Source organism: Bacillales bacterium, from assembly GCA_035700025.1.
Lineage (GTDB): Bacteria > Bacillota > Bacilli > Bacillales > DASSOY01 > DASSOY01.
The window spans coordinates 42,838-63,966 of sequence record DASSOY010000063.1; the positions used below are offsets into that span (position 1 = coordinate 42,838).

The following is a 21,129-nucleotide window of genomic DNA, read 5'->3' on the forward strand; positions in this document are numbered from 1 at the left end:
AAGATCCAACATGCATTGAAGAAATAAAAAAACCTTGCCGTCTCAGGCAAGGTTCCGACTTATAAATAAATCACTTTATGGGTACCGTCAAACTCGTATGGCTGTTCAACAAGCCGGTCAACGAGATCGAGTCCGTACTCATTCATGAAAGCGAATACGTTCCACACTCTTTCCTGCGGCGTTTCTTTTGGCGTTAAACACGCTTCGATGCGGTCGAAATGTTTCAAAACCTTTTCGTGACGGCCGCGAAATGCCCGCTCGATTTGCCAGGCGAAATAATCGATCTGCTTAAACAGATGTTCCCGGTTTTTGTTGGCGATCGGTGTCAAACCTTTCGGATCGACTTGATCGGCGAGCGCCCGAAGCTGCGCATGCACGTCATCCAATTCTTTCTTTACCTGTCGAGATGTGCTTTGCAAATCCCATGATCGCCGGCGTTCCAGCCATCTCGCCTTCATCGCTTGCAGCTTGCCGTACATCACGTCTTCTACGCTCAATCCGTGCTCCGCCAGCCACTTTTTGCTCTTTCGATCGACGAGTGTGATCGTTAAGCGCGGCACGATCGGCGGAACGCGGCGATCGATTTGCCGAAAAGCTCCTTGCAGCGTGCTCCAGTAAGAAATTTCACCCGGACCTGCAATAAAAGCGATCGTCGGCAGCAATTGTTCCTGCATGAGCGGGCGGGTAATGACATTATTGCTGAACGGAACGTTTTCGTCTTCCAACAGCTTCAGCATTTGTTGTTCGGTGAACGAACATTCGCCGTTTTTTCCGCGAAACAAGCCGCGTTCGTCCCTTTCGAGCAAAACGCGCCTGCCTTTCAGCAAATAAAACAAATGGGCGCTTCTTTCGTTCACGTCGACGGTCGGAACGTAGCCGGCGGTTTGCAGCCGCTCCATCTGAACGATGACCCTTTCGTTCAACGCTTCGTTTTCCTGAATCATGTGCCGAAAGAAAGGTTTCTCGATCGATCGCAACCTCGGATCGCCGGAATCCATCATCACAAGTCCGCGTTTGCTGAACAAGTGCGTTAACAAATGCGCGAACCAATCGACATACGTCTTCGACCGATTTAGCGTATCTTCTAACAGCTGGAGCAGGTCGTTTGTATGCTCGCTTTCGCCAAAGCAGCGAACCACTTCTTTCACCCAAGATTTTAACCGTTTGTTATCCAAGTTCGTCTCAGAAGCGGATTGTTTTTGCGGCACGGCCCCGGGTACGCTCATTTTCTTAACGCCGGAATCTTCCAAAACATACGTATGGTTGATTTCCTCGAAATCATGGTCTTCGCCGGCAATCCAAAAAATCGGCACAACCGGCACATGGAGGCGATCCTCCAACTGTTCGGCGAGCTTCAAAATCGAGAGACATTTATGTATCGTATAGAACGGTCCTGTGAGTACGCCGGCTTGTTGGCCGCCAACCACTGTTACGGCCTTCCGATGTTCCAGTTTTTCTATGTTGTCAAAAGCCTTTTGATCGGCTCCGTAACGCGATTGAAACGCACGAAGCACTTCTGCTAGAGATTCTCTCGGAAACGAGGTTTGCTGCAATTCTTGTAAACGCGATTCAAAACAAGAAGGATCGCGATAATCGTAATCAAAAAAAGAAAGGACTTTCTCATCGCCGTTCATGTAATCGGAAGCAAGCGGATTCGTCTGCGGCAGCTTCAATTGCGTAATTTCCATCGTACCCACGTCCTTTCCGTATCGGATGAAACCTTCATGAGTATAGCAAAAAACGGATGTCCCAACCAAAAAAAGTGCCTGCAACGTTGGCACGCACTTTTGATTGTCAAGCATTCCTTTTGATCTGAAGGTAAACTTGTTCTGTAAACGGAAGCCGAATGTTTTTTTTGCAGGCGATTTTCAGCAAATAGCCGCTGATTGCCTCGATTTCCGTTGTCGTTCCCGATTCGATATCGCGAAGCATCGATGAACGGTTTTCGGCCGTATTCCGGCATACTTCGAGAACGTGTTCCCATAATAGATCGTCTTCGTTTAAGCCTAACGCGCAAACGGCTTCCTCAAACAAGCGGCGCATTTCCTTCCGATGGTTCGCATTCGAGAGCAGTTTGCCGTTTTTTACCCGATGCATGGCGGTAAGCGGGTTAATAGTCGCATTGACGACGAGTTTTTCCGCCAATAACCGGTACCAATCATTAACGAAACAAACGGGAAACGATTCGGGGTCGATATCGGCGAGAACCTCCGCCGCCTCCACAGATCCGTGAAAAGAAGCGATTTTGATTCTTCCCGCCCCACAGTGAATCACTTCATGGTCTTTTCGCTTCAACACGCCATGTTCAACGACACCAACGCCCACGTTTCGATGCGGCAAAGCTCTCATGAAATCGACATGTCCCATGCCGTTTTGTATAAAAAGCAACGGTACGTCTAGATGTACGCGCTCGCATAATGTTTGTTTCAGCGAAGGCAGATGATACTGCTTTACCGCGACGATGACGAAATCCGCTTCGATGACATCGGCCTGATCGATCGGAACAGCCGTTACCCTCGTAACGTCCTCCGTGTCACCACACGCCCATTTTATCCCGTTATCCGTAAGTAATTTCGCCTGTTCGCTCCTTCTCACATACAACGTCACGCTCTGCGCAGCTTTGGCTGCATAGGCGGCGATGAACAGACCGACCGCTCCGCCCCCAATGACGGCGATTCGCATTGCGATGTTCCCCTTCCGGCTTTTCTCTCTACATTCTAACCCGAAAATCGAGACATGCCAATCGACGCGGGCCGACACTTCCCATAACGAGCATTAGTCAAAATTACGTTTCGAACAAAAAAACACAGCTATTAGGTCATAAAAAGATTGCCTCTCAAAAAGAGACAATCTGCAAGTTGTTTATACGGGATAAACCGGATGCTTTCTTTCGCTGAACTTCATGTCTTTCGATTCATACATGCCGAAGCGATGAATCAACACATCTCGCAAATCCGACCCCGCTACGATGTCGTCTACAATTTGTTCAGAAGCAAGTTTGTAAATGTCGATATGTTCTTTGTATTCTTGCTGTTTCTCTTGAACGTACGCCAATCGTTCTTTCGGGTCTTCAATTTCATTGATTTTATTCGAATAGACCGCATTGACGGCCGCTTCCGGTCCCATAACGGCGATTTGCGCCGTTGGAAGTGCGATGCAGCAATCCGGTTCGAACGCCGGACCGGCCATGGCATACAACCCTGCTCCGTACGCTTTTCTGACAACGACCGAAATTTTCGGTACTGTCGCTTCGCTCACAGCGGCGACTAGCTTTGCCCCGTGACGAATAATGCCCGCTTGCTCCACTTTCGTTCCGATCATGAATCCCGGTACGTCAGCCAAGAACAAAAGCGGTATCGAAAATGCGTCGCAAAGCTGAATGAATTTCGCCGCTTTATCGGCGGAATCGACGAATAAGACGCCGCCTTTCACCTTCGGTTGATTCGCGATAATCCCGACCGCTTTTCCGTCCATGCGCGCCAAACCCGTCACAATTTCGGGGGCGAAACGCTTCTTGATTTCAAAGAAACTGCCCTCGTCAATAATGGCTTCGATCAATTCCTTAACATCAAAAGGCGCGTTTTGGTGCTCGGGAACGATTTCTGAAACACTTCTTCCCGCCTTCGGTGCCGCCGGATCTGCGGTTTTCGGACGCTCCTTGTAGTTTTGCGGAAAATAACGGATATAGCGTTTCGCGGCCTCGATCGCTTCAGTTTCATCAGCGGCCAAATAATCGCCGACGCCGCTCACGGTGCAATGCATCTTCGCTCCGCCCATTTCTTCAAGCGTAACCTTTTCACCGATCACCTTTTCCGCCATGCGCGGCGACCCGAGATACATCGAGGCATTGCCGTCGACCATGATGTTAATGTCGCAGAAAGCCGGGATGTAGGCGCCCCCTGCGGCCGATGGACCGAACAACACGCACACTTGCGGAATCATGCCGGAAAGTTTGACCTCATTGTAAAAAATCTTTCCCGCCCCGCGCCGGTTCGGAAACATATCGATCTGGTCCGTTATGCGCGCTCCGGCAGAATCGACGAGATAAAACATCGGCACCTTCAATCGTTCGGCCGTTTCTTGAATGCGAATGATCTTTTCGACCGTCCGCGCCCCCCACGAACCAGCTTTCACGGTGGAGTCGTTAGCCATCACGCAAACCGTTCGCCCGTCGACTTTGCCGATCGCCGTTACGACTCCGTCTGCCGGAAGGTTCCCGGCTTCAAAATTTGCAAAGCGTCCATCTTCGACGGTGTAGGAACCGTCATCGAACAATCGCTGCAAACGGTCGCGCACGAACATTTTGTTTTGCTGCTTCAATTTTTCATGGTATTTTTCCGCGCCGCCGGATTCAATTTTGCCGACGGCTTCGCGTAACTGCTTTTCCGCTTTCGTTGCCATGGAACTCCTCCTGTTTCTCGTTTTTCTTCCCATCGTTCGCGAATCAGACCGAGCGCTCGCTCAGATACGCTTATTTAAAAACAATCAACACGTCGCCTTCGTTAACGAAATCTCCTTCGCTCACTTTGACTTCCGCCACTTCCCCTTCGCCTTCACTCTCAATCGGGATTTCCATTTTCATCGATTCCAGTTTCGCGATTTCCTGACCGGCCGCAACTTTGTCCCCTTTGCTTACAAGGACGTTCAACACCGTTCCAGCCATTGAAGCTTTCATTTCCTTCATGTTCAGATCACCTCTTGTAAATAATGGGTTGTATAGATGCCTTTGATGAATGATTCTTCTCGCAATACCTTTTGAAACAACGGACCGTTATGTTTAATTCCGGTGAGCGTCATTTCATCAAAAAACTTCCGCGCCTTTTCAAGCGTGTCCTCCCGCGAGAAACCGCTTACAACAATTTTTGCGATCATCGGATCATAGTACGGCGTCACAGCCGACCCGCTTTCGACGGCGGTATCGAGACGGACCCCCTCACATTCAGGATAAGTAAACACGTCGATCGTTCCCGGCGATGGCAAGAACTTTTCAGGATCTTCGGCATACAAACGAAACTCGATCGCATGCCCGTCCCTTGTAATGTCCTGCTGCTGAAGAGGCAGCTTTTCACCGGCTGCGACTTTCAATTGCCATTCAACGAGATCAATTCCCGTCACTTCCTCGGTAATCGGATGTTCTACTTGCAAACGCGTGTTCATCTCAAGGAAATAAAAGCTTTCGTCCTCGCCGACAATAAATTCGATCGTGCCCGCGTTACGATACTCCACTTGTTGCACCGCACGCAAAGCGGCGGCAAACATTTTTTCCTTCGTCTTTTCCGACAAGAACGGCGAAGGGGTTTCCTCAATTACCTTTTGATGCCGGCGTTGAACCGAACAGTCGCGTTCGAACAAATGAACCGCATTCCCATGGGCGTCAGCAATAACTTGTACTTCAATGTGGCGGCCGCCGTCGATGCATTTTTCAATGAACATCGCCGGGTTGCCGAAATACGCTCCCGCACGCTTTTGGTTAGACGCAAAACTTTTCCTTAGTTGTTCCTCATCTTCGCACCGCTGCATTCCAATGCCGCCTCCGCCGGCGCTCGCTTTCAACATCACCGGATAGCCGATCTCGGCGGCAATCTGTGCAGCCTCTTCGACATCGGCGACTTCCCCGTCACTTCCCGGAACAACCGGAACGTTTGCTTGCTTCATTGTCTGTCGTGCGCGCACTTTATCGCCCATCATCTCGATAACATTGGCTTCCGGGCCGATAAAGGTAATCCCCGCCTCTTCGACCTTCCTTGCAAATGCCGCGTTTTCCGACAAGAAGCCGTATCCGGGATGGATCGCATCCACCTGCTCTTTAAGAGCCGCTTCAATGATCTTTTCCTTGTTCAAATACGATTTCGCCGCAGGCGCCTCTCCGATGCAATGGGCCGACGTGGCTTGTTTCACGTAACCCATATCCTTGTCGGCTTCCGAGTACACAGCAACGGACTCCAATCCTAGTTTATCACAGGTTTGCAAAATCCGTCGTGCAATTTCGCCGCGGTTGGCGATCAAAATTTTCCGCATCTGTTGCCCTCCTTCATTTTTCGTATGGACGAAGATCGTGCACCCGCGGGGCCTTACTGCACCAATCCGTCTCACAATTGTGTCCTTTGGCCGCGGGTGCTCTTTTCGCATTGGGAAAACATCACCCAAATATATTATAATATAATTAATGAAGTTTTGAGGGGGAATTCGAACATGAATCAGCCGGTAGTACAAAGATTGTTGATCAATTATAAAACGTTGGAGGAGTTCAAGAAATTTCAAGAGTACGGATTGCAGGAACTTTCGATGCTGCAAGACTTTCGGGAAAACATGATCGAAGACAACAGCGAATCGCCATTCTACGGCATTTATTATGCTGATAAACTTGTCGCTCGAATGAGTTTGTACCGAATCAGCGGGAAATACGACCGTTATTTTGATCCTCCGCAAGACTACTTAGAACTATGGAAGCTCGAGGTGCTGCCCGATTACAGAGGAAAAGGTTACGGCAGCGCACTCGTCAACTTCGCGAAATCCTTCGACTTGCCGATTAAAACGAACGGACGAACCGGTTCAAACGGTTTTTGGGAAAATCAAGGGTTTGAAGCGGTCACGTACAATCCTGAACGCGATCGCGGAGAAAATCCTTATGTATGGTATCCGAAAGGCGTTTCCGAACAAAAAGACCATTAAAGTTCCGATTGACAGAACCCCGTCGCACGACGGGGTTCTGGTTATTTTTGCCCTGCTTCCTCATCAACGTTTTTTCGGGCCCGTTCCATGATGTCCATCAAAACTTTGTAATCGGATTGAAGCGAAAGCTTCTCTTTGCGGATTTTTTCCATTTCATCGACGAGTTTATGATTTTCGTTTTTCAACTCGTCAATCATTCGTTTTAATCGTTCGTTCTCCTTCAACAATTGTTCGGCTGTTTCACTTTTTGTCCGAAGCGTCTCCAAATAAGTAATGGCGTCGTCCCATGCGACAACCTTGTCTTTCGCCTTAGCCAACTGTTCAGATTCCGTCGAGGGCTCCGGCAGCTTTCTTTGTTTTTTCGCAAGCGCGATCGCCGATTCATATTGTTTCCGCACTTGGGAGTTCCAACGAAATCCACAGGCGGCAGCGGTACGGTTTAATCGTTTTCCCACCTCTTCAAAGGCGGCGAGTTGTGTCCCTCCTTCCCGGATATGGCGCAATACGACTTCCGCCAATTTCACATCTTCTTCCTTGCTCCACGCATCTTGCCGCGACTTTGTCACGACGTACCCCTCCTCTCGGCAATTGACGTTCGAACGTTTTCGCATTGAAAACGTTTCGCCCTTCTTACAACCTTATGCCTCTGCTAGAAAAGATAGACTTGCTGACGAACAAACGAACCTATCGACAAAAAAAAGAAGCCCGGCCGTACGCCAAGCTTCCGCCATTTCCTGATCAAAACACAAAAAAACAGAGACACTCGATGAGGTCTCTGTTCTTACTTGTCTACGACGTTTTTCCCGTTATAGTTTCCACATTCCGGGCAAACACGGTGTGAAAGTTTATATTCTCCGCAATTGTCGCATTTCACCATGCCCGGCACGCTCAATTTGTAATGCGTGCGGCGCTTTTTCTTGCGAGTGGTGGATGTTCTTCTCTTCGGCACTGCCATGTGCGACACCTCCCCTAATCATTGTTTTCTTCCAGGAATTCGGCCAGTTTTGCCAATCTCGGATCGACACGGTTTTGCCGTTCGGATTCGGAAACGAGCGTCCATCCGTTTCCGGAAGCCAACGGCTTTTCATCCTCGTTTGCGACCCGTATCGGTTTGTCTGCCAAAATCGCTTCTTTGACGAACGGAAGCAGATCTACCGTATCATGCTCAATGTCGTGAAGAATTTCTTCTTCCCCGTCTTCTTCCACGCCGGAATCGAGTCGAAACACTTCCGTCGCTTGCAGATGAATCGGATAATCGACGTCTTCAAGCGTCTTTGAGCTTGGCAACACCATCTTCCCGAAAATCTGAAGCGCAAAAATGATTTTGCGATCCTCGAACCAAGCATGCCCGGTCACCTGAACCGGAGAAATCTCACGAATTTCCGGATCCGCTTCTCTCAGATCCGAGACGTCAACGGTCTCTTCAAACGACAGTCCGGTTTCCTTTTCAGCCTCCAATTGTTGCAAGGTCCATTTCATGAGATCACCTCAAAACAACAAATGTTATTATAGTCTTCCTATCCGTGAATGTCAAATCCGATCGTTTCTTTCGCCCGCTTTACTTCAACGTTAAAACCGCCTATGATAAAAGAAATCCAGTGACACGGAAAGGATGCAAATGGATGAAGGCTGTCGGTGTCATCGTGGAATACAACCCTTTTCACAATGGACATTATTATCATTTGCAACAATCGGTGCAAAAATCCGACGCGAATGTCGTCATCGCTGTCATGAGCGGTTCTTTCTTGCAGCGCGGCGAACCGGCGCTCGTATCAAAATGGCAGCGAACGAAAATGGCGTTGGCCGGCGGAGTCGATGTGGTCGTCGAATTACCTTATGCGTTTTCCACCGGGAAAGCGGAAATCTTTGCAAACGGCGCGATATCCTTATTGACCGAACTCGGTGCCGACATCGTCAGTTTCGGCAGTGAAAACGGTTCAATCGAACCGTTTGAAACAACGATCGAATTTCTCGACAACCATGAACAGGCCTATAACGAAACGTTGAAAACCTATCTTGCCGAAGGCTGCAGCTACCCGAAAGCTGCATCGCTTGCCTTCCAGAAGCTCACACCGGATCATTCGCAACTCGTAGATTTGTCAAAACCGAACAACATTCTCGGATTTCATTACGTTAAGGCAATCAAAGACCAAAACAGCCCGATTCGGCCGCAAACAATCGCGAGAACCGGTGCCGATTACCATGACCGTGAACTCGGCATGCGACCGATTGCCAGCGCAACGGGAATTCGCACAGCCATCGTCGAAGAAGGCAAACCGCTCGAATCGGTGAAGCGGTTCGTTCCCGATTTCACTTATCAGATATTAGAAGAATTCCGAAACCGGCATCGCCATTTCAACAGTTGGGAGCAGTTGTTTCCGTACTTGAAATTCCGTTTGTTGACGAGCCGCCCGCATGAGCTTGCCGCTCTTTACGAGGCGGAAGAAGGATTGGAACATCGATTGCAGTCGCACAGTAAACAAGCCGAAACGTTCGACGAGTTCATGAACCGAGTGAAAACGAAACGATACACGTGGACGCGATTGCAGCGGTTTTGCGTGCATCTATTGACGGCAACGACGAAAACGGACATGGAGAACATCATCAACAAGCCGCGGGCGACATACATCCGACTGCTCGGCATGTCCGATAAAGGACGCGATTATTTGAACGCGATCAAGAAAGACTTGCGAATTCCGCTTGTCTCGACAGTGTCCCGCTTCGAAAACCCGCTTCTCGAGCTCGACATACGCGCCTCCGATTGTTATGCACTCGGGTACAGCGGTGCGGCGCAAACGGAACTGTTGGCGGCCGAGTACGCCACACCTCCGATTCAATGGACACCGACTTCGTAATGAAAGCAAAGCGCATTACGACGCTTTGCTTTTTTCCTGCTCGCTGCCGGCTTTCGGCTGCAGCTTTTTCAAATAATCAAGCGCGTCTTCAAACGTGTCTACTTTGACAATTTTCATATCCGTTCCAATGTCCTTCGCCGTTTCCGCCGCGTTCCGGTAATTGTTGTCTTTGGCCGGCGCGAAGAAAATTTCCACGTTTTGTTCGTCGGCAGCGACGACTTTTTCTTTAATGCCTCCGATCGGACCGACTTCACCTTTCATGTTCATCGTGCCCGTTCCTGCGATTTTATACCCTTTCGTCCAGTTTTTTTCCGTTAACCGATTAAAGATGCCGAGCGTAAACATTAAACCGCCGGACGGACCGCCAATGTTCTCTGTATGAAAATGAATGTTCGGCTTTACCTTTAACTCAAGGTTCGGAACTTGCATGATCCCAATGCCGTATTTCGTGCCGTCGGGATCTTGATTTATAATGCGATCCGGAAATTTCCCGATGGCCACGGTCAACGTTTTCTTGTTTCCGTTCCGTTTTACCGTCAGCGACACTTTGTCCCCTTTTGTTTTCCCCTTCATAACCGAAGAAAGATCTTTGTACGTATGAATTTCCTTTCCTTCGGCAGCCACGATCAAATCACCTGGTTTCAACTTTTTCGCCGCCGGCATCCCATCGATGACTCGGATGACGATCAATCCTTTATGATGAATTTCCGGACGTTTTCCGGCATGTTTGTAGGCAATATACGTCGCTGCGAACTGGGATGTGTCCATCAAATGGAGCTGATACGTTTCGTATTCTTGCTGCGACTCACCTTTTTGCAGCAACCGATCCATTGGAATGAGTTCATGGTATTTCAATACTTTGGCAAGTGCATATTGATAGATATTCGGTTGAACAAGCCGAACCGTCATGAACAAAAATTGACCGTGTTTATATTCATGTTCTCCTTCTACGTCAATGACTGGATCGAGGTTATGAGCACTACCCGGTTTCATCACTTCGTACGGTAAACGGTAAAAAATTGAAAAAACCACGAGCGCCATAACAATCACGAACCCTAGATAACCGAACGTTTTCTTTCTCCCATCCATCATTCATATCCTCCGTTTCGAAAGTGCGGCTTCGATTTCAGGTAAATGTTTCCTCGCTTCTTCTTCCCCAAGTTTAATCATTTCCGCGACGTTCGTAAATGTACGAGAATTATAAGAACCTAACGGCGGCTTTATCATGACGTCCGCCTCCATTTCATGCAGGCGAACCATTTCCTCTTGCATAATGTCGATGGTCTGCATGATTACGTCGAAAATCGAATGAACTTCTGAAGATCCTTTAAAAGAGGAGACATCCACGGCAATCACGACATCGGCGCCCATCTGTTTCGCTGCGGAAACGGGAACACGATCGATCACTCCGCCGTCCACGAGCAGTTTTCCGTCAATTTTCGCTGGAACGACAATGCCGGGAATCGAAATGCTTGCCCGCACCGCTTCCGCGGCAGAACCTTCCGTAAACACCACTCGTTCACCCGCGATCAAATCCGTCGCAATGATCGCCGTCTTCGGCGTCAACTGTTCGATTCTTTTTCCGAAAGTAATCACTTTCAACAGTTCCGTCACTTTCTCGCCAGCGATAAACCCCATCTTCGGTACAATGAAATCGAGGTAATATTTGCGCCGAAACGTCGTCGCCATTTTAAACAGGCTTTCCACGTTGTGTCCTGCCCCGTACAATGCCGCCGTCAACGCTCCCATACTGCTGCCGGCAATATAATCGATCGGAATGTTGGCTTCCTCAAGCACCTTCAACACCCCGACATGGGCAAACCCTTTGGCGCCGCCCGATCCGAGCGCCAAACCAACTTTCGGTCTCACATGCTTCCCTTCCTTCCGGAGTGTTTCCCTTGACTCCTTCACTTTATGGTCTAAAAGGCGTCTCGATACGTATAATTTAGCAAGAGGGCTTGTTCTTGTTTTCCCTTTTCAAAGCTTAAAGAAACGACACGTAACCATTTGATCTTGATTTGAGCATCCGCCGAAACTCGGTTAACCGCGTTGCACGAGGAGGCCAAAACATCGTGTGGAGCCATACTGCCCAATGGAAAACATTGTTCATGACAACATGCGCACTCACCATCGCCGCTTCCTTGATGATTTTTCCGAAGGCAGCTTACGAAGCATCATTGCGTGGATTGGAGATGTGGTGGGACGTTGTGTTTCCATCCTTGTTGCCCTTTTTCATCATGTCCGAATTGTTGATCGGCTTCGGCGTCGTACATTTGCTTGGGGCCGTCTTCGAGCCGTTCATGCGCCCTTTGTTTCGTGTGCCTGGTGCCGGCGGATTCGTGTGGGCGATGGGAATTGCCTCCGGCTACCCCGCCGGTGCGAAACTGACCGCCCGCTTGCGTCAGGAAGGCCAGCTGACGAAACTTGAAGCAGAAAGACTCGCCTCTTTCACGAACTTCTCCAATCCTTTATTTATGTTCGGAGCTGTCGCGGTCGGTTTTTTTCATAATGCCTCACTCGGTCTTATTCTCGCGGCGAGCCATTATCTCGGAAACTTTTGCGTCGGCCTCGTCATGCGTTTTTACGGAAAAGGCGAAGAACGCGTCTATGCCTTCAAGGGATATCGCAAAGCTTCGATCCGAAAAGCGATCGATCTCATCCATCATGAACGCCAACGCGATCGCCGCCCGCTCGGTAAGCTGTTGGGCGACGCCGTTTCTTCATCGGTCTCGACTTTGTTGACGATCGGTGGATTCGTTATTCTATTTTCCGTCATCAATCGAGTGTTTGAACTTTTACACATTACCGACGGCCTGGCAGCGATCGTTTCGTTCATTTTGAACCAACTGCACATTCCTCCCGAATTAAGTCATGCGCTCGTTTCCGGCTTGTTTGAGATTACGCTCGGCGCCCAAACGGCGAGCCAAACCGATACGTTTCTGTTTTACCAAATCATGGTCACTAGTTTCATTCTCGCTTTTTGCGGGTTTTCCGTACAGGCGCAAGTCGCCAGCATTCTCGCCGACACCGATATTCGGTTCAAACCTTTTTTCCTTGCAAGAGGATTGCACGGAATTTTTGCGTCCTTATTTACGCTTATCCTTTGGAATCCACTATTTGTCGAACGCACGGCGGGAAAATCGACCGTTACCGTCGATACATTCGAAACGAAAACCGCATTCCCGGTTTTGCAATCGGCGTGGGAACACTTGCTTCATTACGGCGCCTTGGTTTCGTTCGTTGCTCTATTAGCGTATATGGCGATCACAATCGGAAAGATGAAAAAAAATCCCCTGACATAACGGCGGGGAATCGAAACCGGGTGAGGCGTTCATTTCATGCTTGGAACTTTTCGCGGAGCGCCTTTTCAACCGGTCCCGGCACGAGTTCCGACACCGGTGCGTGATATTTAGCGATTTCTTTAACGATGCTGGAACTGAGAAATGAATATTGACTGTTCGTCATCATAAAAAAAGTGTCAATGTCCTCGTTCAAAATCTTATTCATCGATGTAATTTGCATCTCGTATTCAAAATCGGAAATGGCCCGCAGTCCGCGCAAAATGACGTTCGCTTTTTTCGATTTCGCATATTCAACCAAAAGTCCGTTGAACGATTCGACCGAAACATTGTCGAATTCGTTGGTTACCTGCTCGAGCAAGCCGACTCTTTCATTCACGGAAAACAACGGGTGTTTGTTCCGATTATTCAAGACGGCGACATACACGCGGTCAAACACTTTCGCTCCTCGCTTAATAATATCCAAATGACCATACGTGACCGGATCAAAACTCCCCGGGCACACGGCAATTCTGTCCATGAAAATCCCCCCTCGTTTCACTCATTGGCCGCATTTCTGTAAACGGAAACGACTGTCGTCCCGCCGTACGTTTCCGATCGATCAAGCTTGAGCTCCCCATATGTACGGTTCAGTCGAACGCTTTCGTGATGCTCGACGACGATCAATCCGTCCGGTTCTGACAAACGGTCGCGATCAATCTGTTCCAACTCTTCGACAAGGTTTTGCCTCATGTACGGAGGGTCCAAAAAGATGACGCGGAACTTCAAGCCTCGTTTTACAATCGCTTTCAGCGCCGTCTTCGCCGCGTTTCGATAAATTTCGCTTTTGTCCTGGAAACCGCAGCGCTCCACATTCTCCTTCACGACTGCGATTGCTTTCGGATCGCGGTCGACAAAGATCATTTCGTCGATGCCGCGGCTCAACGCCTCAATGCCCAAGCCGCCGCTTCCACTGTACAAATCAAGCCCGCTTCCCCCGTCGAAATAAGGGCCGATCCTGTTAAAAATCGATTCTTTCACTTTGTCTGTCGTCGGCCGCGTCTTCTTTCCCGGAACCGCCTTTAACGGTCGGCCTTTGCAAACCCCGGCGATGACTCTCATGACGCTCACCTTCTTCGTTAGTCGCACAACGTCCTAGGCCTCTCGATCCGAATACGCTCGTGTCAAGATGCTCAAGTACAATCGGCTGCTGCCCAAACGTCCATCCGAGTGCCGATGGACAGTGCTTGTGTATGCGATTTCAGATCTATCCTATCATAAAAAGAATTCGACACCAAACGGAAGATGGTTTTTTCAAGTTCATGTATAAACGACAACATCCCCGTTCATACTAGGGACAACAGCATGGTTATTGAATCATGTTGTTGCCAACCGCGGAGAAGGCTTACGTTTCCCCATAAGTTCTTCCTCCGGTTTCTCCTCTCCCATTGCCTTTGACCTGAATAAGGTTGTAAAGGCACCCACAGGTCGATTCCTGTGGGTATTTTTATGTTGACGAAAAAAACTGCCCCCCAACTCGGGGGCAGTTCGACTCAAATTTTCAACTTGTAATCATATTCTTTCGCTTTGTCTGAACTCGGTTGCTCAAATTCCGTTTTCAAAAACGGACGCTGCGAGAGTTGGACGTCCTTCACATAAGGAAGCGCGTTCAAACGCTCTGCGGTTTGTTCGCAATTGTCGGCATCGCAGTAGAGCACGGCATATTTCAGACGTTTCGAAACGTAATGAACATTTCCGTACTTCCGCAGCGATCTTGACGGCTTTAATGAACGGATCCAAACGATTAATCCGACTCGCTCCTTAAACATACGACTTCCCCTTACTGAATGTTTCTATTGTCAGTATAACATGGATTTAACGACAATTGCATTTACCGCCTGCACCGCATCCCCCGCTGCAACGCATGTTGTCGAAAAACGGATTCCCCGTCGGCACTTTGATTTTCGGGGAAACCGCGAAAGCAATAATTTGCGACAGTTCGTTGCACAACGCTTCAAGTTCTTCTTCGGCTTTTTTGAAAGCGGCGACCACTTCGTTCATGTCGAGTTCCCGTTTCACTTCACGGACTTGTTTCGTCACGCTGTCAAACTCGGGATGATATTTCCCGAACCGTTGAACTTCTTCGTATTTGGCCTTCATTTTCGCAAAGCGTTCAATCAGCCTTCCCGCTTCTTCGTCTTCCCGCAATTTATTTTTGCACGCCCTGTAATGATCGGCAGTTTCCGAACGCGCGATCATCCCGGCAAGAGCATCGGCTTCTTCAAGCAATGCATAATCTTCAATGGTGGCGATCACATCCAACACCTCCACCATCAGTGTACCATTTTTTTCACCAAAAATCTTTCGCTTGTCTCGACTCTATCGAGGTTGATGGTACGGAAAAGGTTGATACGGTCCTTGAGGGGGCGGATACGGTCCGTAAGGATACGGTTGCTGCCCGCGGGCGTCGGACGATCCCCCGGTATTTGTGTCGGATTGCGAGGCTGCCCCTCCGTTACCTCCCTGGAATGATTCCATCACTTTCTGTACGTTTGTTAATACGCCGCTAAATTCGTCGATGTAATGTTGCAAATCGTTGAAGTCGATCTTCTTGATCACTGACATGACGTCGGCAAGTTTATTTGCCTGTTCACGCGTCCTCGGCTCGTTACGCTTTTCCGGCAAATACGGATCCCAAATTTCGTGATCTTCCCCGAATATGACCCATTCTTCGTAAATTTGCTGCCACGTTCGATTTTCGTTGCGTACTTCTTCAGCGAGTTTCGGATGTTTACGCACGAACGTCTTGAATTTCTCAAGCTTCTCGGAAGCCATTGCCCGTCACCTCCCGAATGCATTCTGGGCTTACTACATAATACCCGCAGACAGGAGATGCGTGCGCCTATTTTAAAATGGGGTTACGAAATCTTGCGTATAATATTTTTCGTAAACGCCGACTCCGATGGCGGTAAACGAATGGCGAAACAAGTTTTCCCGGTGTCCCTCACTGTTCAACCATCCGTATACAGCCGCCAACCCGTCGACATAACCTGCAGCAATGTTTTCACCGGCAAGAACATAGCGAACGCCGGCTTCGTGCAGCCGGTCGCCGAGATCGCCTTCCGTTGGAGATACATGAGCGAAATAATCGTTGACTGCCATATCCTTGCTGTGCAAATAAGCGGCACGAGCAGCACCGTCATGCCATTTAAGGGTTGAAAGGCCGTAACGTTGCCGAAGCCGATTGCTGACGGCAGCGATTTGCCGCTCTTCTCCTTCTTCAATCGGACGCCATTGTTTGCGCGATTCGATTTTCGGTTTCCGGATGTGTCCGCGATACGTAACCGAGTACGGTTGCAAGCGAATGGTCGTTTCTGCGTTCATGTAACGAATGCCTTGCAGGCGATCCGTGAACGTATCAAAATAAAGAATCGCATAGTCATTTCCCACCTTGACAAGCGGACGGGCCTCCAAGTCGCTTTTCTTCAATCTAAACCGATAGGAACCGCCGTCATAGCGGATGGTGACAGTTGATTGCATAGAAAACGAAGAAATGGCTTGATTTCTGGCTTCTCCGATGTGCAACGGAGCGATGTCGAGGTTTTTACCGAGTGCAAACACGGTTACCACTTTACTGTCGGCGACTCCGATCTGCAAGTAACCACGTTCGTATTGATCATACACCCACCAATCATAACCATAAGCTGAAGGATCGATGCGGGACGGCTTGCCGAAAGTATTTTCCACTTGTGCCCCGCTCTTTCCGATCCACTGTGCGAGGCCTTGTTTCATTACAGGAACAGGAACACTCGGTTCATCGGTTTTACGGTCTTCTGTCCCGAAAGTGCCGTCTAATACGGACAACGGAGCTTCGTTGTACAAAAAAACGAGAAAAAGCACGAGGATGCCTGCGGATACAGAAAACTTGCGTATGATTCCCACCAACAATCACCCCTTCAACTGAGCCGAGACTTCGCCAAGTCGGCTCGCACCCGCCCCGCATAACAATGACCCCTGTCACCTTGCACGGGGACAGGGGGACAGGGGGACAGGGGACACGAACTGGAACCGTTACCGGTCTACCTCTTTCTTCATGATTGTGCGCTTCGGCAATTTTTTTAAACAAACCACCTTTTTGCTCCTTGGATCAATCATGACGACGATCAATCGGCTGCCTTTCCTCATGGCCACTTCGTAAACGTCACTGCCGCGAAAATGAGTTTTCCGGATGTTTTTGACCGTTCCGTTTACGGTTTCGTGCGCGATTTCAAGAACTTCACTTCTGTTCAGCCTTGATTCGGCATGAACGGTCGTCGACATTAGACTAAGCGTGCAAAGGACGATGCACATCGACGCCAGCGATTTTCTCATCGGCTTCCTCCCGTTCACATTTTTTCGTCAGTATTCCCAGAGAGGAAAGAAATCATTCACGTCGTCGCGCATTACTTCTTGCCTGTGCTCGGCATCGTTCTCATCGTTCTGCCCATCGCCGAAGTCGTATACGGATCTTCCTTGACGCCTCTCTTCCGCTCTGTCGTGATCCACTTATAAATGACAATGCACAACGCAATGCCGTAGGTGATCTCCTGAATGACCTTCATAAAAACGCCGGCCGCTTGCTGGTCCCATTCCGGCGTCATGAACCAAACCAATTGCGGAACGTTCGAATAAGCGTCGTAAGCCATATGGTTGGAAAAAGCAAGCAACGCACAAGCCGGCGTCAGCAACATGCCGTCGGCAAACAAATACCCCATTTTCATTAAGTAAGAAAGCTGCCGCATTTCTGGAAGCGGTGTAATCACCGGCCACCACATGAAAAATCCGGTGAGGAGCAAAACGCCGTTCGTGACCGGCATCCAATACATATGGCTCATGATGTAGTTGAACACGAGCGGCAGATGAACGAACGAGAACAGCGCATTGAAAAATACGACGGCGAAAAAAGGCTTCGTGAATGTCTTTAAAATTTTATACATGACCGGCATGTTCAGCACGGGCTTCCAAAACCATTTAGGAATACCGAGCAAAATTAACGGCGGCACGCATAAGTAAGAAATTGTCATCGTAATCATGTGAGCGCTGAACAAATACTCGCCGACGACTTTCCAAGGACTGCCTTGGACGGCATAGTAAAGAAACAAACCGGAAAAGAAATAAAATTGTTGGGAACGAGTCGCCGGTGTGCTGTTCGGAAAACGGCCGCGCCAACGCCCAGTAACGAACACGTAACAAACGGCAATCAAGATCAACAGCAATAAAAGCGCTGGATGCCACATATCGTTGAAAGAATATAAGGTTAAAGAAGGTTTCACGTTGTTCATTTCCTGCACCTTCCTTTGAATAACGAGGATATCCCCATTTTACCACATGTCGAGCGGACTATTCGAACGAAGGCGATCTGTTCCTAAAATGGACACAAGTTGTTTGGCGGTTACAGTTATGCTACGATCGGGGTTGAAAAAGCAATTGCGGGCTGCGGCGGCTCATTACCGTTGCACACCGCTCGTTTTCGTACTATGATAGAATTTAGGCACAAGCATAAACGGGAAAAGAAAAAGCCGCGGCATGAAACGATTCACGGCTTCGATGTTAAGGAGGAAAATCATGAATTTTGACAAGGCAGGCATTCAAGGACAAGTAGTACGGTTCTCCGACTTGGAGCATATCATGCACTCGTTGGAAATGATTCGCGGAGGACAATGGGACTGGGATCGCGTTACCTACGATCATAAATTCGAAAACCGCGATACCGGAGACATCTATTATTTACGCGTACAAGGGGTTGCCGTGAAGGGCGAAATCGAACAATCCCACGCGGAAGTCAAGCTGTTAACGCCGATCTTGGGACATCATTATTATCCGCACGGCATTGAATATGACGAAGAATTTCCTGAAGTATTGGTAAGAAAATGCAATGAAAAACTATCCCAGTTGAAAGAGTTGCTCGACGATGTTGAACTTCGCGAGGCCAAGCCGTTGCAAGTCGAGGACGTGACGGATAAATTGTTCCACATTTCCGGGGTAGAGAACATCACGAACCTTCATGTTTGGAAAGACGGCGGGGAACCAGTGATGAGCTGTCACTTGATGATCGGAAATGACAGCGATCCAGACACCGTATTGCAAGCAGCGGAAGAGGTATTGAAAAACGAGCTCGGATTCCGGCAGACGACATTGCAAATCGACCGGTAACGACCAACGAAAACGCATGGGAATCATCGTCCCATGCGTTTGTTTTGTTCTTTATTCTTCCTCGAACACGATTTGATCGACGAGCAAGTTGATCGTCCCGACTTTCATGCCCGTCATCATCTCCACGTCATGTTTGATCCGTTCCTGCAACCGAAAACATACATCGCCGACGTTTTCACCGAACCGGACGGCGACCTTTGCCTCAATCACCGTCTCGTCCTTTTCCGTATATACGGTTATGCCTCGTGCCGGTTGTTTGTGAACCACGCGCGCAAACTCATCTTTAAGGCCCGGCACCGTGCCGAAAATGCCCGGCATTTCGCTGACAGCCGCTTCCGCAATGAGTGCGACAACCTCGTCGGTAATATGCAACGTCCCTTTGTTCAACGTTTTGACCATCATCGTGACCACCTCTTCACATAATCCTTATTTTTATATACCCGTTTTATCGCTGAGTAAGTCCGATTTCGCGATTTTTTCCTAAAAGAGGCCGTTACTTCTCAAAACCGCCGTCCAACCTTTTGGCCATATAAAACTCGTTGACAAGCTCATCATTGACGCAGAGCGAACCTTTCCGCATGCCTTCAATAGAAAAGCCGAATCGCGAATAGAGAAACATCGCCGGCCGATTATGCTCCATCACCGTCAATTCGAGACGGCGTATGCCTTTCAATCGCGCCCATTGCTCCAATCGCTCCAACAAGGCGCGTCCATACCCGCGCCCTCTGTACGCTTGCAGCAATCCAATGACAAGCGATGCCCTGTGCCGGTTTCTGCGAAGCGACCCCGCATGAGATTCTACAAATCCGACCGGTCGCTCGTCATCAAACACGGCGAAAATCGCGAGCCGCTCGGATTGTTCCGCCTCTTTTAACTGGCTTCGCATTTCCTCCAACGTTGTTTGCCTCTCGTCCGGTTCATACAACATGAATTCCGTTTCCCGATCCAGTTGCTTTTTCATTTCCAAAAAGGCCTCGGCATCTTCACAACGAATTTCGCGGATTTCCATTTCCCTATTCCCCCTTTGCCGGCCGTGAAAGCATATTCTGCCTTCCTTTTTTAAAGCACCGCTTTCCCATAACTTCTCGTTCGTTCCCACAGCAGAACGGTACCTTCGCTGCCGACGCATGTCATTCCGACCTTCTTTAATACTTTTATGGAAGGATGATTTCCCTTATCACATTCGGCGCCAATCTTCCGAAGGGTACAATCTTCACGGAACGCCCAATCAATCAAAGCGTGCACCGCTTCGCTTGCGATCCCGCGATTTCTGTAATTCGGATGCACCGAATAACCGATTTCTGCATAGCCGCGTACATCCCTTTTTCCGTGAAACCCGGCGTCGCCGACCAAGCGGCCTTCGCCTCGCAATATCAACAACCAAACGCCCCATCCAAGTGCGTTCGGCTGTTTTTCCAGTTGTTCAATGTACAGCGGCAAAAACCCTTTCAACTCTTCCGTCGGCCAATCGGCAGGCACGTCTGCACCGAGATGTTCCTGCAACGCCTGTCGTTCCAACAAAATCGCCCTCGCCGCCGGTAAAGAACAAGGGATCAGCCGCAATCGTTTCGTCATCAATTCCAATCCTTGAACCCTCCTGTCACAACCAGCCGGTCGCCTCGAAAAAAAGACGGAATTCTGAGAATTCCGTCAGCCTGTACCGAAAATCGCTTGAAATAAGCTTGTCGTTGTTCCATGCGGAAAAAACACGTAAAGAAGCAAGTAAACGATCATTCCCGTCAATGCGGTAAAAAACCAGATCGTTGCCGTCCATGGCCCGAGCTTTCGATGCTTCACAAAATTTTTTTTCAATGCGAGCGTCAAAGTGACTGCACCGAACACACCGCCCGTCGTCGACAAGAGGATGTGAAAAACGAGAAAAATCGTGTAGTACGGCAAATAACGGTCTGGCCCGCCGAAAGACGTGTTTCCGATGAAAATCGTGCGATACATGTAAATAATGAAAAAGGCGAGCGCAAACCCGGATGCCGTCAACATAAACCTCCGGTGCGTTTCGATCTTTCGCCGGCGAATGAAAGACCAGCCGAACGCCATTAAAACGGCGCTGACGACAATGCACCCCGTGCTGATCAATGGCAATAGTGCGATGGTGATTCCCCCCTCACAATGCA

At 49.2% G+C, this 21,129-nt stretch carries 26 protein-coding genes; 4 read left to right on the forward strand and 22 right to left on the reverse strand.

Translation table 11 applies throughout. The features are described from left to right. Window positions 1–59: 59 nt before the first annotated feature. The 5 genes from bshC to VFK44_10480 all read right to left on the reverse strand — a co-directional run bounded on the left by bshC (window position 60) and on the right by VFK44_10480 (window position 6,018). Window positions 60–1,688, reverse strand: coding sequence for a bacillithiol biosynthesis cysteine-adding enzyme BshC (gene bshC / locus VFK44_10460; protein ID HET7628799.1), 1,629 nt, complete (start codon window positions 1,686–1,688; stop codon window positions 60–62). A gap of 106 nt (window positions 1,689–1,794) precedes the next feature. Beyond that, the gene (locus VFK44_10465; protein HET7628800.1) at window positions 1,795–2,682 is read right to left on the reverse strand and encodes a 2-dehydropantoate 2-reductase; all 888 of its coding nucleotides are present in this window, start codon (window positions 2,680–2,682) and stop codon (window positions 1,795–1,797) included. A gap of 180 nt (window positions 2,683–2,862) precedes the next feature. Beyond that, window positions 2,863–4,401, reverse strand: a complete 1,539-nt coding sequence (locus VFK44_10470; protein ID HET7628801.1) for an acyl-CoA carboxylase subunit beta — start codon at window positions 4,399–4,401, stop codon at window positions 2,863–2,865. 70 nt (window positions 4,402–4,471) lie between these two features. Next, complete coding sequence (locus tag VFK44_10475) at window positions 4,472–4,684, reverse strand: acetyl-CoA carboxylase biotin carboxyl carrier protein subunit (protein ID HET7628802.1); 213 nt, start codon at window positions 4,682–4,684, stop codon at window positions 4,472–4,474. 2 nt (window positions 4,685–4,686) lie between these two features. Next, window positions 4,687–6,018 carry an acetyl-CoA carboxylase biotin carboxylase subunit gene (locus tag VFK44_10480; GenBank protein ID HET7628803.1) on the reverse strand — a complete coding sequence of 444 codons (1,332 nt, stop codon included), beginning with the start codon at window positions 6,016–6,018 and terminating at the stop codon, window positions 4,687–4,689. Window positions 6,019–6,192: 174 nt separating this feature from the next. Here VFK44_10480 and VFK44_10485 point away from each other — a divergent pair, with 174 nt between their 5' ends. After that, window positions 6,193–6,672, forward strand: coding sequence for an N-acetyltransferase (locus VFK44_10485; protein HET7628804.1), 480 nt, complete (start codon window positions 6,193–6,195; stop codon window positions 6,670–6,672). Between the two features lie 41 nt (window positions 6,673–6,713). Here the strand turns inward: VFK44_10485 and VFK44_10490 are convergent, their stop codons facing one another. The 3 genes from VFK44_10490 to VFK44_10500 all read right to left on the reverse strand — a co-directional run bounded on the left by VFK44_10490 (window position 6,714) and on the right by VFK44_10500 (window position 8,151). Next, window positions 6,714–7,238 (reverse strand): RsfA family transcriptional regulator, encoded by a 525-nt coding sequence (locus VFK44_10490; protein ID HET7628805.1) that lies wholly within the window; start codon window positions 7,236–7,238, stop codon window positions 6,714–6,716. A 215-nt stretch (window positions 7,239–7,453) separates the two neighbouring features. Continuing rightward, complete coding sequence (rpmF, locus tag VFK44_10495; protein HET7628806.1) at window positions 7,454–7,627, reverse strand: 50S ribosomal protein L32; 174 nt, start codon at window positions 7,625–7,627, stop codon at window positions 7,454–7,456. A 14-nt stretch (window positions 7,628–7,641) separates the two neighbouring features. Next, complete coding sequence (locus VFK44_10500; GenBank protein ID HET7628807.1) at window positions 7,642–8,151, reverse strand: YceD family protein; 510 nt, start codon at window positions 8,149–8,151, stop codon at window positions 7,642–7,644. Between the two features lie 143 nt (window positions 8,152–8,294). On the opposite strand from VFK44_10500, the gene VFK44_10505 reads away from it, so the two are divergent. Further along, window positions 8,295–9,527 carry a nucleotidyltransferase gene (locus VFK44_10505; protein ID HET7628808.1) on the forward strand — a complete coding sequence of 411 codons (1,233 nt, stop codon included), beginning with the start codon at window positions 8,295–8,297 and terminating at the stop codon, window positions 9,525–9,527. 15 nt (window positions 9,528–9,542) lie between these two features. Here the strand turns inward: VFK44_10505 and VFK44_10510 are convergent, their stop codons facing one another. Next, window positions 9,543–10,619 carry a SepM family pheromone-processing serine protease gene (locus VFK44_10510; GenBank protein ID HET7628809.1) on the reverse strand — a complete coding sequence of 359 codons (1,077 nt, stop codon included), beginning with the start codon at window positions 10,617–10,619 and terminating at the stop codon, window positions 9,543–9,545. Then, window positions 10,620–11,396, reverse strand: a complete 777-nt coding sequence (locus VFK44_10515; protein ID HET7628810.1) for a patatin-like phospholipase family protein — start codon at window positions 11,394–11,396, stop codon at window positions 10,620–10,622. It lies immediately after the preceding gene. A 239-nt stretch (window positions 11,397–11,635) separates the two neighbouring features. Between VFK44_10515 and ylbJ the strand changes: the two genes are divergently transcribed. After that, window positions 11,636–12,829, forward strand: a complete 1,194-nt coding sequence (gene ylbJ, locus VFK44_10520) for a sporulation integral membrane protein YlbJ (protein HET7628811.1) — start codon at window positions 11,636–11,638, stop codon at window positions 12,827–12,829. A 34-nt stretch (window positions 12,830–12,863) separates the two neighbouring features. On the opposite strand, the gene coaD is transcribed toward ylbJ, so the two are convergent. From coaD to VFK44_10560, 8 genes are all read right to left on the reverse strand, one after another. Next, complete coding sequence (gene coaD, locus VFK44_10525) at window positions 12,864–13,346, reverse strand: pantetheine-phosphate adenylyltransferase (protein HET7628812.1); 483 nt, start codon at window positions 13,344–13,346, stop codon at window positions 12,864–12,866. 17 nt (window positions 13,347–13,363) lie between these two features. Continuing rightward, a complete protein-coding gene (gene rsmD / locus VFK44_10530) occupies window positions 13,364–13,927 on the reverse strand; it encodes a 16S rRNA (guanine(966)-N(2))-methyltransferase RsmD (GenBank protein ID HET7628813.1) in 564 nt (187 codons plus the stop codon). Between the two features lie 431 nt (window positions 13,928–14,358). Next, window positions 14,359–14,634 (reverse strand): DUF2129 domain-containing protein, encoded by a 276-nt coding sequence (locus VFK44_10535; protein HET7628814.1) that lies wholly within the window; start codon window positions 14,632–14,634, stop codon window positions 14,359–14,361. A gap of 46 nt (window positions 14,635–14,680) precedes the next feature. Then, the gene (locus VFK44_10540) at window positions 14,681–15,121 is read right to left on the reverse strand and encodes a YlbF family regulator (GenBank protein ID HET7628815.1); all 441 of its coding nucleotides are present in this window, start codon (window positions 15,119–15,121) and stop codon (window positions 14,681–14,683) included. 63 nt (window positions 15,122–15,184) lie between these two features. Next, window positions 15,185–15,640, reverse strand: coding sequence for a YlbD family protein (locus tag VFK44_10545; protein ID HET7628816.1), 456 nt, complete (start codon window positions 15,638–15,640; stop codon window positions 15,185–15,187). A gap of 72 nt (window positions 15,641–15,712) precedes the next feature. Continuing rightward, window positions 15,713–16,747 (reverse strand): CAP domain-containing protein, encoded by a 1,035-nt coding sequence (locus VFK44_10550; GenBank protein ID HET7628817.1) that lies wholly within the window; start codon window positions 16,745–16,747, stop codon window positions 15,713–15,715. A 129-nt stretch (window positions 16,748–16,876) separates the two neighbouring features. Next, entirely contained in the window at window positions 16,877–17,176 is a 300-nt protein-coding gene (locus VFK44_10555; GenBank protein ID HET7628818.1) for a PepSY domain-containing protein, read from the reverse strand. Window positions 17,177–17,247: 71 nt separating this feature from the next. Then, window positions 17,248–18,126, reverse strand: coding sequence for a cytochrome c oxidase assembly protein (locus tag VFK44_10560; protein HET7628819.1), 879 nt, complete (start codon window positions 18,124–18,126; stop codon window positions 17,248–17,250). A 283-nt stretch (window positions 18,127–18,409) separates the two neighbouring features. Between VFK44_10560 and VFK44_10565 the strand changes: the two genes are divergently transcribed. Continuing rightward, entirely contained in the window at window positions 18,410–18,997 is a 588-nt protein-coding gene (locus tag VFK44_10565) for a YugN family protein (GenBank protein HET7628820.1), read from the forward strand. A gap of 51 nt (window positions 18,998–19,048) precedes the next feature. Here the strand turns inward: VFK44_10565 and VFK44_10570 are convergent, their stop codons facing one another. The 4 genes from VFK44_10570 to VFK44_10585 form a co-directional block, all read right to left on the reverse strand. Then, window positions 19,049–19,399, reverse strand: coding sequence for an Asp23/Gls24 family envelope stress response protein (locus VFK44_10570; protein HET7628821.1), 351 nt, complete (start codon window positions 19,397–19,399; stop codon window positions 19,049–19,051). 91 nt (window positions 19,400–19,490) lie between these two features. Next, complete coding sequence (locus tag VFK44_10575) at window positions 19,491–20,126, reverse strand: GNAT family N-acetyltransferase (GenBank protein HET7628822.1); 636 nt, start codon at window positions 20,124–20,126, stop codon at window positions 19,491–19,493. After that, entirely contained in the window at window positions 20,057–20,572 is a 516-nt protein-coding gene (locus VFK44_10580) for a GNAT family N-acetyltransferase (GenBank protein HET7628823.1), read from the reverse strand. The genes VFK44_10575 and VFK44_10580 overlap by 70 nt, the downstream gene beginning before the upstream one ends. A 75-nt stretch (window positions 20,573–20,647) precedes the next feature. Then, complete coding sequence (locus VFK44_10585; GenBank protein HET7628824.1) at window positions 20,648–21,106, reverse strand: DUF420 domain-containing protein; 459 nt, start codon at window positions 21,104–21,106, stop codon at window positions 20,648–20,650. Window positions 21,107–21,129 lie beyond the last annotated feature (23 nt).